Source organism: Halocynthiibacter sp. SDUM655004 (assembly GCF_026015885.1).
In the GTDB taxonomy this organism is placed as follows: domain Bacteria; phylum Pseudomonadota; class Alphaproteobacteria; order Rhodobacterales; family Rhodobacteraceae; genus Falsihalocynthiibacter; species Falsihalocynthiibacter halioticoli.
This window is the reverse complement of the sequence record NZ_JAPDUG010000001.1, coordinates 726,871-740,358: the sequence shown is the minus strand read 5'-3', so window position 1 is coordinate 740,358 and position 13,488 is coordinate 726,871. Positions and strand designations below refer to the sequence as shown.

General features: G+C 54.5%; 12 protein-coding genes. 7 read left to right on the top strand and 5 right to left on the bottom strand.

Going from position 1 to position 13,488, the window contains the following annotated elements:
* Positions 1-60 precede the first annotated feature (60 nt).
* On the top strand, positions 61-594 hold the full coding sequence (cobU, locus tag N9C89_RS03640) for a bifunctional adenosylcobinamide kinase/adenosylcobinamide-phosphate guanylyltransferase (RefSeq protein ID WP_263952478.1): 534 nt from the start codon (positions 61-63) through the stop codon (positions 592-594).
* Positions 591-1,172, top strand: coding sequence for a histidine phosphatase family protein (locus tag N9C89_RS03635; protein ID WP_317134923.1), 582 nt, complete (start codon positions 591-593; stop codon positions 1,170-1,172). Before cobU ends, N9C89_RS03635 begins: the two co-directional genes overlap by 4 nt.
* 9 nt (positions 1,173-1,181) lie before the next feature.
* Here the strand turns inward: N9C89_RS03635 and N9C89_RS03630 are convergent, their stop codons facing one another.
* Positions 1,182-2,267 carry a lactonase family protein gene (locus tag N9C89_RS03630; protein WP_263952477.1) on the bottom strand — a complete coding sequence of 362 codons (1,086 nt, stop codon included), beginning with the start codon at positions 2,265-2,267 and terminating at the stop codon, positions 1,182-1,184.
* Positions 2,268-2,456: 189 nt separating this feature from the next.
* On the opposite strand from N9C89_RS03630, the gene N9C89_RS03625 reads away from it, so the two are divergent.
* Both N9C89_RS03625 and N9C89_RS03620 read left to right on the top strand, forming a co-directional pair.
* Positions 2,457-3,335: a glutathione S-transferase gene (locus tag N9C89_RS03625; RefSeq protein ID WP_263952476.1), complete on the top strand. Its 879-nt coding sequence runs from the start codon at positions 2,457-2,459 to the stop codon at positions 3,333-3,335.
* 60 nt (positions 3,336-3,395) lie between these two features.
* Positions 3,396-4,910, top strand: coding sequence for a YifB family Mg chelatase-like AAA ATPase (locus tag N9C89_RS03620; RefSeq protein WP_263952475.1), 1,515 nt, complete (start codon positions 3,396-3,398; stop codon positions 4,908-4,910).
* On the opposite strand, the gene gshB is transcribed toward N9C89_RS03620, so the two are convergent.
* Genes gshB through rsmI form a run of 3 tightly spaced genes read right to left on the bottom strand, consistent with a single transcriptional unit; the run spans position 4,907 to position 7,180 of the window.
* A complete protein-coding gene (gene gshB / locus N9C89_RS03615) occupies positions 4,907-5,848 on the bottom strand; it encodes a glutathione synthase (RefSeq protein WP_263952474.1) in 942 nt (313 codons plus the stop codon). The genes N9C89_RS03620 and gshB overlap by 4 nt on opposite strands.
* A 58-nt stretch (positions 5,849-5,906) precedes the next feature.
* A complete protein-coding gene (locus tag N9C89_RS03610) occupies positions 5,907-6,263 on the bottom strand; it encodes a YraN family protein (protein ID WP_263952473.1) in 357 nt (118 codons plus the stop codon).
* Positions 6,264-6,313: 50 nt separating this feature from the next.
* Complete coding sequence (rsmI, locus tag N9C89_RS03605) at positions 6,314-7,180, bottom strand: 16S rRNA (cytidine(1402)-2'-O)-methyltransferase (protein ID WP_263952472.1); 867 nt, start codon at positions 7,178-7,180, stop codon at positions 6,314-6,316.
* Positions 7,181-7,288: 108 nt separating this feature from the next.
* Here rsmI and N9C89_RS03600 point away from each other — a divergent pair, with 108 nt between their 5' ends.
* The 3 genes from N9C89_RS03600 to murJ are packed head-to-tail and all read left to right on the top strand — an operon-like array spanning position 7,289 to position 12,778.
* Positions 7,289-8,464 (top strand): penicillin-binding protein activator, encoded by a 1,176-nt coding sequence (locus N9C89_RS03600; RefSeq protein ID WP_263952471.1) that lies wholly within the window; start codon positions 7,289-7,291, stop codon positions 8,462-8,464.
* A complete protein-coding gene (locus tag N9C89_RS03595) occupies positions 8,424-11,243 on the top strand; it encodes a [protein-PII] uridylyltransferase (RefSeq protein ID WP_263952470.1) in 2,820 nt (939 codons plus the stop codon). The genes N9C89_RS03600 and N9C89_RS03595 overlap by 41 nt, the downstream gene beginning before the upstream one ends.
* Positions 11,240-12,778 carry a murein biosynthesis integral membrane protein MurJ gene (murJ, locus tag N9C89_RS03590; RefSeq protein WP_263952469.1) on the top strand — a complete coding sequence of 513 codons (1,539 nt, stop codon included), beginning with the start codon at positions 11,240-11,242 and terminating at the stop codon, positions 12,776-12,778. Before N9C89_RS03595 ends, murJ begins: the two co-directional genes overlap by 4 nt.
* On the opposite strand, the gene N9C89_RS03585 is transcribed toward murJ, so the two are convergent.
* On the bottom strand, positions 12,779-13,474 hold the full coding sequence (locus N9C89_RS03585; RefSeq protein ID WP_263952468.1) for a rhomboid family intramembrane serine protease: 696 nt from the start codon (positions 13,472-13,474) through the stop codon (positions 12,779-12,781).
* Between the last annotated feature and the right edge of the window lie 14 nt (positions 13,475-13,488).

The following is a 13,488-nucleotide window of genomic DNA, read 5'->3' as shown; positions in this document are numbered from 1 at the left end:
GCCCTTAACCTCGCGGCAAACCCCTGATAGGCTGCGCAAAAACGGGAAACGGGGCAAACTATGCTGCCAAATCTAACGCTTGTTCTGGGTGGTGTTGCTTCTGGGAAATCTGATTTCGCTGAACGGTTAGCAGTGGAGAGCGGACTGAACCGCATCTATCTCGCAACAGCGCAGGCGTTTGACGACGACATGAAGATCAAAATAGAGCGGCACAAATCATCTCGCGGAAGTGGCTGGACGACAATCGAGGAACCCGTTGATATTGAAGCGCAATTCGTCAGTGCATCAAGTAGAGACGTAATCCTCCTCGACTGCGCGACACTCTGGTTAAGCAACCTGCTCATGGCAGATTTCGACGTAGAGGCACGCACTAGGGCGCTCCTAGCCGCGCTCGCCGACTGTAATGCCCCCGTTATTATCGTGAGCAACGAGGTTGGCGGAGGAGGAATTGCTGCCACATCACTCGCGCGAAGATTTGCAAATGCTCAAGGAAAATTGAACCAAGAGCTCGCCGCCGCATCAGACACGGTTGTAGCCGTAATGGCAGGCCTTCCTCTTACCTTTAAAGGTAAGCTTCCAGAGGCAAACCCGTGAACGATATCAAAAGATTATGGTGGGTTCGCCATGCGCCGACCCATGCCAAAACTATGGTCGGCTGGACCGATTTACCCGCAGACCTTTCAAACAGCGCGCAGATCAAACGCGTTTCCGACGCGTTGCCTGAAACCGCACCAATCATCACCTCGCCCTTGTCGCGTGCAGTGGAAACAGGCAAAGCAATCGCAAACGCTCGCCATACCTTGCAGCCGGACCCTGACTTGCGGGAAATTCATTTCGGCAAATGGGAAAACCGGACCTTCGACGATGTTAACGCAGAGAGCGAAGATGCACTCCGCGCGTTTTGGGACACCCCCGGAGACACACGCCCGCCCGGCGGAGAAAGCTGGAACGCGCTTCGAACACGCGTCGATTCAGCTGCGGATAGGCTCTTACGCAGACCGGAAACAGACATCATTATCGTCGCCCATTTCGGCGCTATCCTATGTCAGGTCCAGCGCGCGCTTGGGCAAGATACTCCCACAGTCTTCGCCCAAAAAATCGACAACCTTTCCGTCACCTGCCTCGAATATCAAGGCACATGGTGCGCCAAACACATCAACAAGCTTTTTTAATACAGCAGGTTACGCCGCAACAATCGCAACGACCATTGGCGTACCCGTTTCGATCGCAAGCGCGCTTTTCTCAAGCATTCCATCCTTTTCGTCTCGCGCAAAAAGCGTAATTACATCGGAATCCTGATTGGCCGAGAACAGGAAGCGACCGCATGGCGTAAGCGCCAGATTTCGTGGCGTTTTCCCGCCAGCAGGAACCTGCGCAATCAAGGTCAACGTCCCATCAGCAGCCACAGATAAAACCGCGATCGTGTCGTCTCCACGGTTTCCGACATAGAGAAAGCGCCCGTCAGGCGCGATTTGGATATCTGAACAGAAGCTCTTACCAACCGAACTTTCTGGCACCGTCGGACAGATCGATACCAACGCGTCCTCTGGTGATTTGGTCAAGTCGAGCGTGGCAACATTACTCAGCAGTTCGTTAACGACAAACAGCCATCGACCATCAGCAGACCAAGCAACATGGCGCGGCCCACTCCCTGCTGGCATATCAAACACCCTTTGCTGCGAAAGTTGGCCACTTGCGCTCAAACTATACTCAAAAACCTTATCCAGCCCAAGATCCGCCACAACAACGTTTCCATTCGGCATCTGATGCGCAAAATGCGTATGGCTGCGATCTTGGCGCTCTTTGTTCGGCCCGCACCCTTCATTTTTTACAGTGCAAACCGGCGCTCCAAGCTCGCCATCTTCCAAAATCGGGTAGACCACCAAAGACTGATCTGGCCCTTCCTGAAGCTCGCCATAGTTGGCAACAAGTAGGAATTTACCGTCTTCCGTAATCGAGTTGTAAGCCGTAATCGAGCCGCGACTTGATTGCTCAGCTAGGTGCGCGAACGTCCCATTTTCTTTGTCATAAGAGAGGGTTGTCACAAGCCCCTCTGGTTTACCGGGCAGTTCTGAGTTTGTGTATAAGCGGGTTGCAGACGGATTAACGCTTAGAAATGTCGAATTCTCGACGTCCGGGTACGTTCCGAGCTTTGCGATCTCACAGGTTTCAGCGTCGAAACGATATGCGCTCACGCCCTCTCCGTTTGAATTTCCAAAATAAGGAACCGCGGAATTACAGCTCCCGACAAACAGAAAATACTCCATATACGCCCCAAATTCGTTATCTTTTGTAATGCTTTCAATCGCTCGCGTAACGTGACTTGCGGCGGCATCGGTTGCAAGGCAATATCTAAAGAAGCGCCAATACATTCGCCTCCATCGCATCAATTAATTTGATGGATTGCATAAGATTTTATCGTTTTTGATAATGCAATTAATGAGCTATCGAAAGCTATGACTTATACTCTTGCTCTCACCGATCGCGCATACTCCAGTTGGTCCCTTAGGGGGTGGCTGTTGTTTGAGAAATTCAACATCCCAGTCCAAACGAGATTTGCTCGGCTATATACGGACGATTTTCCGAAAATGCTTGCGGATTTCGCCCCTGCTCGGCTTGTTCCTGCCCTCAAAACCTCTGAAGGGCACGTCATTACGGAATCTCTAGCAATCGCCGAAGAGCTCGCCACGCGTCACCCTGAAAACAATCATTGGCCAGCAAACCCGCATCACCGCGCCATTGCCCGAAGCCTTGCAGCCGAAATGCATGCCGGCTTTATGGCGCTTCGTGAAGCTTGTCCGATGAACCTTCGCGTGGCCTACGATGATTTCTCTCCAAGCGCCGAGGTAGAGAAAGATCTTCGACGTCTCGAAGCGATTTGGGCATGGGCGCGTACAGAAACCAAAAGCGAGACGCCTTGGCTTTGTGGCACATACTCTATTGCTGACGCGTTTTTTGCGCCCGTCGCTGCACGCATCGCGGGGTATGGCTTGGATGTGTCATCCGAAGCCACGGAATACGTGAACGCTCATCTTAACGACGGCGCGTTTCGTCGCTGGAGGGCAATGGGACTTGTTGATGGCGATGATCAGCCTTTCTACAAAAGAGATTTTGCAACCAAAACCTGGCCCGGCCCAACCCCAATCAAAGCTCAAGCCGTTTCCGCTGGAACACCAGAAAACTCAAGTTGCGCTTACTCGGGCAAACCTACTGAAGTCTTGGCGGAAATTGAGGGGCGGATTTTTGGCTTCTGTAATCGCTTTTGCCGCGACAAGACCGTAGCAGACCCAGCCGCGTGGCCGAAGTTCATGAAGCTTCTTGCCCGTGAAAGTTAATACTTCTTAAACTTTGTTAACCCAATCTGCTTCCAATTCGATTCAAATTGGAAGCAGGCCATGATCACAAAGGCATATACCGTTGCATTTGAGGGCGTCGACGCCCGAATTGTTGAGGTACAGTGCGCCGTCACGGCGGGTCTGCCAGCGTTTTCGATCGTGGGGCTTCCGGGAAAGTCGGTTTCCGAAGCGATAGAGCGCATTCGATCAGCACTCACAGCAATGGCTGTCGCGCTTCCGTCAAAAAGGATCACTGTCAATCTAACGCCCGCTGACCTGCCGAAATCCGGATCACATTACGATCTACCGATAGCCCTCGCAGTTTTGGCCGCATTGGAAATCGTACCTGCTGCAGAAATCGAGGCCTTCGTCGCGATTGGCGAACTCGCGTTGGACGGGGCAATTATCCCAGTCAATGGAGCGATATCTGCTGCTCTCGCCGCCAGCAGCGAAGACAAAGATTTGCTTTGTCCCGCAGGCTGCGCTCCAGAAGCGGCATGGGTTTCAAGCACACAAGCGCTTGGCGTGACATCGTTGACCAGCCTTGTTCAACATTTCACCGGCAACGCGGTTCTGCCTCCAGCCAAACCCGGAGAGGTCGCATCAACAGAGCATGTCGGAGATATGATCGATGTAAAAGGGCAGGAACGTGCAAAACGGGCGCTCGAAATCGCAGCGAGCGGCCGCCATCACGTGTTGATGGTCGGGCCTCCCGGCGCAGGTAAATCGATGCTTGCCGCGCGATTGACTGGCATTCTTCCTGAAATGACGCCACTCGAAGCGCTTGAAACGTCAATGGTTCACTCGGTTGCCGGCTTATTGAGCGGACAAGGCATCCGCCGCGACCGCCCGTTTCGGGCACCGCATCACACTGCTTCAATGCCCGCAATTGCCGGCGGGGGTCGGGGCGCAAGCCCGGGCGAAATTTCATTGGCGCATAACGGCGTACTCTTCATGGACGAGTTTCCAGAATACAATCGAAATGTTCTTGAAACCTTAAGACAACCCTTAGAAACGGGCGAGATTGCGGTCACGCGAGCCAATGCAAAAGTTACATATCCGTGCCGCATTATGCTGGTCGCCGCTGCAAACCCCTGCAGATGCGGGCATCTCGCTGATGCGAACCGCGCATGTAGCCGTGCACCCGTTTGCGGCGAAGATTACCTTGGAAAAATCTCGGGCCCATTGATGGATCGGTTCGACCTTCGCATAGAGCTTCCGCCCGTGGCATATTCTGATCTCGACTTGCCAGCTTCTGGTGAAACGAGTTTTGAAATTGCCAAGCGTGTTCGTGCCGCGCGCGAAATCCAAGAAGCACGATATGAAAACCTTACGGCAATCAACCAGAACGCTGATATCGAAGGGAATTTGCTGGAAGACGTCGCAACTCCAGACTCGGAAAGCCGCGCATTTCTTGAGCAGATTTCAGATCGTTTTGGGCTATCTGCGCGCGGTTATCATCGGATTCTCAGAGTCGCACGCACCATCGCAGATCTCGACCAGTCCGAAATGGTCCGCAAACCACATGTTGCCGAGGCCGTCAGTTACCGAACGTCCCTCTCACAGCAACTTTAAGCACGCTTGGCTTCAATCGCTTCCCAAATCTTGGCGGCAATATTCTCACCATTGAAGCGCTCAAGCTCAAGAATTCCAGTTGGGGACGTTACATTGATCTCTGTCAGATACTCGCCAATCACATCAATCCCGACAAAAATCTGACCCTTCTCCCGCAGAAGCGGGCCGATCTTTGCGCAAATTTCCAAATCACGCTCCGTTAGCTCGGTTTTTTCCGGCTTTCCGCCCACATGCATGTTGGAACGCGTTTCGCCTTTGGCCGGTACGCGATTAATCGCGCCGACGGGCTCGCCATCTACCAAGATGACCCGTTTGTCGCCGCCCGAAACCGCTGGAAGGAATTTTTGAACAATGAGCGGTTCGCGATTAATTCCGGAAAACAGCTCGTGAAGAGACGTCAAGTTGCGATCATCCGGACCAAGCCGAAAAACACCCGCACCACCGTTACCATAGAGTGGTTTCAGAATGACATCGCCATGCTCTGCCTTGAACGCTTTGATCGTCTCAAGATCACGTGCAATCGTTGTTGGTGGTGTGAGGTCGGGGAAATCGAGTACGAGCAATTTCTCTGGATAATTCCGCACCCAAAACGGATCATTCACGACAAGGGTATCGGGATGGATGCGATCCAGCAGGTGCGTGGTTGTGATATAGCCCATGTCAAAGGGCGGATCTTGCCGCAGCCAAACAACATCCCAATCCGCCAGATCAATTTCTGTTTCGGCACCGAGCGTAAAGTGATTGCCTTCTTCGCGGCGTACTGTCAGCGGCCACCCACGCGCGGTAATCTTGCCTTCTTGATAGGCAAGTTTGTCAGGCGTGTAATAGAACAAAGAATGCCCGCGCGCTTGCGCTTCTTCCGCAATTCGAAACGAACTGTCCCCCGCGATGTCAATATTCTCGATCGGGTCCATTTGAATAGCGACTTTTAGCGACATACGGTTTCTCCCTTGCTGCCCATTACATGGCGCAAGGTTGTCACCGGTTCAATGGCAATTAGAATTGTCCAAAGGCATTTTCAAGAATTTGCACTTGCCCCTTATCGTTCACCAACGCCACATCAAACCGCACTTCGGTATTTTGGCCGTTTGGTTCACCGGCCAAAAACTCAGAAGCCGTTGCAAATATGCGCTGCATTTGACGGCGAGAAACACGTGCGGCCGCACGCTCGAAGGTTCTGCTTTTCTTGACCTCGACGAAGACAACCCCCGCGCCATTCCTCGCAACAAGGTCTATCTCTCCCGATTTCCCGCGCCAACGTTTTCGCGAGACCGGCAAGCCACGCGCAAAATAATCTCTCGAAACAGACTCTTCGGCAGCGATTCCAGCCTGATAAGAAACCATTCCACTCATACAACTCTCCAAAACCGCGCAATTCACAACGCGGCAGAGCGTGTTGTGTTTTAATCCTTAGCGTCTTTCGCGATGGCGAGCGCCTTTTGGTACACATCCCGCCGCGCGACATTGAAGGTATCGGCCACAATACTTGCGGAATCTTTAACAGAGTTTGATTTCAGCGCCTCTTTGAGAGCATCATCAATTGAAGATGCATCCACCGTTTTCGTGCCTACGCGGTTAACAAGAACAACGATCTCGCCTTTGACAGTTCGTTCCGCAAATGCCGAGGCGAGTTCCTCCAATGTGCCCCGCGCGACCTCTTCGAATTTTTTGGTTAACTCGCGGCAAACAGCTGCTTTTCGCTCTGAGCCGAATGTGTCGGCCATATCATTCAAACTGGCTTTGAGGCGCTTTGGAGATTCATAAAAAACAAGCGTCGCATCGGTATCTGCGACAGCCGACAGTGCCTTTCGCCGCGCGGATTTCGCATTGGGAAGGAACCCCGCGAACAGGAACTTATCAGTCGGCAGCCCCGCAATCGTAAGTGCGGCGATCATAGCGCTCGGTCCGGGCGCAGAGGTTACCGGATAACCCGCTTCTATCGCGGCAACGGACAGGTGATAGCCCGGATCAGCAACAAGCGGCGTTCCCGCTTCGCTGGCGTAGGCCACGGAGCACCCCTCCTCGAGATATTTCAGCAAACGCGGACGCGCCTTCTCTCCGTTGTGATCGTGATACGCAACCATTGGCCGATCTCGGAGCGGGATGCCGTGAATGTCCATGAGTCTTCGCGCTGTGCGGGTATCTTCGGCAGCGATAACATCCGCAGATGCGAGCGTATCCAGTGCCCGTAGCGTGATGTCCCGCGCCGAACCAATCGGTGTTGCAACAAAATACAGACCGGACGCGAGCTTTTTTGTCTCGAAATTCATCTCTTTGGGCTTTCGCTAGCGTTTACTATTCTCTTGTAAACGCATAGGTTCACCCCGTCTGGAGTCAATGCCTGACATGTTGCCGATCAATTGAAGCGAGACCTTTTTATGCTCAGAATTCTTCGAAATGCCCGTTTTGGATTGCAATTTCTTCTCCTTGGTATCGCGGCAATATTCCTCGCGGCCTGTCAACCAGGCGGCACAGGTGGTGGCCCGTCGATCAACACGCAAAAGGCTGTTCCTGTTGCGCTTTTGGTTCCTGGCAACTCGGCAAGTTCAGGCGATAACCTGATCGCCGCAGCTCTTGAGAATTCCGCACGCCTTGCCATAGCAGACCTTCAGGGCGTCGAAATTGATCTGCGCGTTTACAACACTTCCGGCCGCGCCGATGTTGCGGCAACGGTTGCCAAAGAGGCGGTCAGCGATGGTGCAAAAATCATTCTTGGCCCGCTTTATGCAGAATCAGCTAACGCTGTTGGCGTGGCGATTTCGAATAAGAACGTGAATATTCTCGCCTTCTCGAACAAGCCCGACATCGCTGGCGGCAACGTATTTGTGCTCGGCAATACCTTCCAGAACACAGCAGACCGCATCGTGTCCTACGCAGCACGTCAGGGCATCAGCAGCGCAATGGTGATTTCGGGCTCCGGCAATCTCTCTGAAGATGCAGGCCGCGACGCACTGGTGACTGCGGCAAACAACTCCGGCGTAACCGTAGCGGCACTCGGCACTTTCGAGATGAGCCAACAAGGTGTGATTAATGCGATCCCAGATCTCGCGGCTTCGGCTAAATCGTCCGGTGCGCAGGCTCTGCTCTTTGCTTCCGGAACCGAAGGTGCTCTTCCGTTGCTCACGCAGCTTTTGCCGGAAAACGGCATCGACCCGACAGCGACACAATTTATCGGCCTGACACGCTGGGATATTCCGGCCTCGACGCTCGCGCTTCCTGGTGTTCAGAGCGGCTGGTTTGCCCTTCCTGATCCTGGCTTGGCGGCGCAATTCGCTTCGCGCTATGAAAACGCCTATGGCCAACCACCCCACCCGATCGCGGGGCTCTCTTATGACGGCATCGCCGCAATCGGTGCTCTTGTGCGCGCGGGCAAATCAGACGCGCTCACCCAATCGGCTCTCACTCAACCTTCGGGATTCGTTGGTGTGAATGGCGTATTCCGCCTGCTCCCTGACGGAACGAACCAACGCGGTCTCGCCATCGGTCAGATCCAAGACAATCAGGTAAACATAATTGACCCCGCTCCAAGAAGCTTCTCCGGCACCGGTTTCTAACGTCGCAGAGGCGACGCCGCTAACCTATCCTGCGCCATCTTTAGCATGTGCGCCGAATGACATCTTTGACCTCGTCGCGGTGAGCGGAGAGCTCGCCGAAACGATTCAGGGTGAAACCGATACGGCCGTCATTCGCAAGGCGACGGTCGATATCCTTTTGCGGGAACGCAAAAGAGGGTCCGAAGCAATCGAGGCGGCATTTGCCCTGCGCCCGCGCGAAGCCATGCCAGTAACGAGCGCCTATACCTACCTGACGGATTGCCTCGTGATGGTCGCCTATAACGTGGCCACAGGTTTTCTACACCCCAACCCGACGCCAACCGACGGCGAGCGCCTGACGCTACTGGGCGTTGGCGGCTATGGCCGTGCAGAAATGGCGCCTGGTTCTGACGTAGACCTGCTTTTCCTCACCCCGTACAAGATTACCCCTTGGGCCGAGAGCGTGATTGAATCCATGCTCTACATCCTTTGGGATTTGCGTCTGAAGGTGGGCCATTCCTCGCGGACTGTGAAGGATTGCGTTCGCTTAGGGCGCGAAGACATCACCATACGAACAGCGCTCCTCGAGCATCGCTACATCGCCGGAGCCGAGGACCTCATGGGCGACCTTGAGGACAGCCTGTACAAAAACCTGTTCAAAGGGACCGCAGCGGAGTTCATCGAAGCAAAGCTTCAGGAGCGCGCCGAACGCCATAAGAAACAAGGCGGACAGCGCTATGTGGTGGAGCCGAACGTCAAAGAAGGCAAAGGCGGTTTGCGGGATCTCCAGACGTTGTTCTGGGTGGCAAAATACCTGCATAACGTCGACACATCCGCAGAACTCGTGGCGCTCGGTGTGTTCGATCAAGAAGAATACGACAACTTCGTCCGTGCGGAAAACTTTCTGTGGGCCGTGCGCTGTCATCTGCATCTGATCGCAGGGCGCGCAATGGATACGCTCAGCTTTGACATGCAGATCGAAGTAGCGGACCGCATGGGATATATCGACACAGCCGGACGCCGCGCGGTTGAATTGTTCATGCAGGACTATTTTCGCCACGCCACCCGCGTTGGTGAATTGACCCGCATTTTCCTAACTTCTCTCGAAGCCGCGCACGTCAAGAAAGAGCCGCTACTGGTCGGACTGTTCAAACGGAAACGCAAAGCGCGCGACGGGTTCAAGATTGTGCAGAACCGCCTCACCTTTGCAAATGAGGAGAAATTCCTAGCCGATAAGATGAACATCCTGCGCATCTTTGAGGAAGGGCTTCGCACGGGGGTATTGCTGCACCCAGAAGCCATGCGCGTTGTGGCCTCCAACCTTGATCTGATCGACGACGACATGCGCAATCAGAAAGAGGCGCGCCGCATTTTTCTTGACCTCATGCTCAAGCACGGAAACCCCGAGCGCGCGCTCCGCCGCATGAACGAGATCGGCGTGCTCGGCGCTTTTATCCCCGAGTTTCAAGAGATCGTCGCGATGATGCAGTTTAATATGTATCATCACTACACCGTGGATGAGCACACCATCCAATGCATCAAGACCCTCGCACAGATCGAGCGCGGCGAGTTGATCGAAGAGCTTCCCGTGGCCAGCGGCATTCTCAAGGACGGCATCAACCGCAAGGTGCTTTATGTCGCGCTGCTGCTGCATGATATCGGCAAGGGCCGCGACGAGGACCACTCGATTGTTGGCGCGCGGATTGCCCGCAAGGTCGCGCCGCGCCTCGGACTAAAGCCAAGCGAATGCAAAACTGTCGAGTGGCTCGTCCGCAATCACCTTTTGATGTCGGATATCGCCCAGAAACGTGACATTTCCGATCCTCGCACCGTTCGCGGATTTGCTAAGGCAGTGAACAACACCAAACAGCTCGACCTGCTTACTGTTTTAACTGTTTGTGACATTCGCGGCGTTGGGCCGGGCACGTGGAACAACTGGAAAGCCATGCTCCTAAGGGATCTTCATGGCCAAACCACAATGGCGCTTGAGTCCGGCCTTGAAGCCCTCAACAGGGAAACGCGCGAAACAGAGGCCAAGAAAGCCCTGCGCACCGCGCTTGCAGATTGGGATAAGAAAGCCGTCCGCAAAGAAGTTACGCGCCACTACCCGCCTTATTGGCAAGGCAATCAACTTTCCACGCATATTGTCTTTGCCAATATGCTCAAGAAGCTTAAAGACGACGAGATCGAGATTGATCTCAGCCTTGATGAGGACCGCGACGCAACGCGAGCCTGTTTCGCGCTTGTCGATCATCCCGGTATATTCTCGCGCCTTGCAGGGGCGCTCGCGCTGGTTGGGGCCAATGTGGTCGATGCGCGGACTTACACGACCAAAGACGGTTACGTGACGGCGATTTTCTGGGTTCAGGATTCCGAAGGACATCCCTACGCCCGAAGCCGAATGCAGCGCCTGCGCAATATGATCAAGAAGACCCTGCTTGGCGAGGTTGTACCGCGAGACGCCTTGGTTGACCGCGACAAGCTCAAGAAGCGCGAGAAAGCCTTCAAGGTTCCAACGATCATTACCTTCGATAACGAAGGTTCCGAAATCTATACGATCATCGAAGTTGATACCCGCGACCGCCCCGGCCTGCTGTTTGATTTGACGCGGACATTGGCCAATGCAAACGTATATATCGCCACCGCGACCATCGCGACCTATGGCGAGCAGGTGGTGGATACCTTCTATGTTAAGGATATGTTCGGCCTGAAGTATCACACCAAGGACAAGCAAAAGGTTCTGGCGGATAAAATTCGCACAGCAATCGCGCAAGGCACCAAACGGGCACTCAACGGATGAAGCCCGCGCGCATGATCTCCGGCTTCATGACGGTTGGGTTCTGGACCCTGATGAGCCGTATCCTCGGATTTCTGCGCGACATTCTGATGGCGAGCTTTCTCGGAACGGGCCCCGTTGCAGAGGCTTTCCTGATTGCGTTTTCGCTGCCCAACATGTTTCGCCGTTTCTTTGCCGAAGGGGCGTTCAACATGGCCTTTGTGCCGATGTTCTCCAAAAAACTGGAGCGCGGCGAAGATCCGTATACCTTCGCCCGCGATGCATTTTCGGGGCTTGGCGGCATCCTGATTGTGTTCTCGCTTGTCGCGCATCTGTTGATGCCTTGGCTTGTGATCGCGATGGCGAGCGGATTTATCGGCGACGAGCGGTTTGATCTTGCTGTTCTATATGGCCGCATCGCTTTTCCCTATATCCTATTCATCTCACTCTCTGCTCTTTTGGCTGGCGTGCTTAATGCCAACGGTCGTTTCGCCGCCGCCGCCGCTGCCCCTGTTTTTCTCAACGTGGTGTTTGTTGCCGCAATGCTTGGCGCTGACGCTTTGGGCTGGCCGATTGGCCTAACATTGGCTTGGGCGGTTCCCGTTTCGGGCATTGTGCAGCTTGCAATTGTCTGGGTCGCGGCGAGCCGGATCGGATTTCGTCTCGTTCCAAAGCGCCCGCGAATGACGCCTGACCTCAAACGCCTTCTTATCATCGCCGCCCCTGCCGCGCTGGCTGGTGGTGTTGTACAGGTCAATCTGTTGGTCGGTCGTCAGGTCGCGAGCCATTTCGAAGGCGCGGTTGCGTGGCTTGCCTATGCCGACCGTCTCTATCAACTGCCGCTCGGAGTTGTTGGAATTGCAATTGGCGTTGTCCTGCTCCCCGAGCTTTCGCGTCGCCTTGGTGCGAACGACGCCGCCGGCAGCCGCGACGCCCTGAGCCGCGCAGGCGAGATTTCGATGGCGCTGACAATCCCCGCCGCTGTTGCGCTCGTGGTAATCCCGACGCCGCTTATCTCTGTTCTTTTTGAACGTGGCGCGTTTGATGCGGATGATACAGCCGCTACCGCTGTTGCTGTTGCGATCTACGGCCTTGGGCTCCCGGGTTTCGTGCTGCAAAAGCTGCTTCAACCGGTTTTCTTTGCCCGCGAAGATACCAAACGGCCATTTTACTATGCAGTTGTTTCGATGGTGATAAACGCGGCCATCGCAATCGGTCTTGCTCCGTTCATCGGCTTCTGGGCTGCCGCTCTTGCCACAACGGTTGCCGGGTGGTTCATGGTTCTACTTCTAGCCCTTGGCGCACGGCGCTACGGAACAGTTGCGCGATTTGATGCTCAGTTTTGGGGGCGGGTCTGGCGCGTTGTGCTGGCGGCTCTGCTCATGGGCGGCGCGCTTTTTGGTGTTCAAATCGTCATAACGCCAATGTTCGGAACCGAAGGGTTTGGCGTGCTTGGTCTGGTGATCCTGATTGGTTCAGGGATCGTAAGCTATTTCGGCATTGGGCATTTGATCGGCGCGTTTCGAATTGGAGATTTCCGCTCGGCGCTTCGCCGTTAATTATTGCCGCCGCATCTTCGCCACGAAACCAGCAAATGCCCCCGGCACAAGCGCAATCGCAAGAATTACGCCCACAGGAAATGCCGCGAAATCGGCAACCCAATTGCTTTGCCAGCCATAAAAGAACGCGAGGAACAGCCGTAAACCAGCAAGAACAGCGATAAGTTTAAACGCGCGCGTTTTTGGCCCGCCGCTCGCCGCATACTCTTGATACCGAATAAAGGTGTAGGCCCCGATCAAACCGAACACGCCGGGATAGCCGCCATAGGCAATTGCCTGCGCCCCGAATACGAGGCCGTAGACAAAGGCTGCGATAAACGCCGAGGCGAAGAAAATGATCAAAAGAGCGACGTTGCCTAGGGATTCCGCTGTCAACTTGCCCAGCGCCAACACCAGAACGGCAATAAAAACCGCCTGCGAGAAACCTGGCTGCACAAAGCTATAGGTGAACAGCCGCATAAGATGCCCCGGCACAATGCGCCCCGTTTCGAGGAAATAGCTCACAACCGCGCCGTTAAAGCCAAACTCCTGAATGGCTGTACCGCGCATGCCTATCTTGGCGGGGCCAAATGCACCGAACTCACTAAGGAGCAAATACCCCTCTACACCCGCGACGACCAACGCAAGACAAACAACCGCCCAAGGCAGCGCAAGGAATGGCGATTCCGTGTATGGCGAAGGTGAAAAATCACTCATGTTCTGTCTCGTAT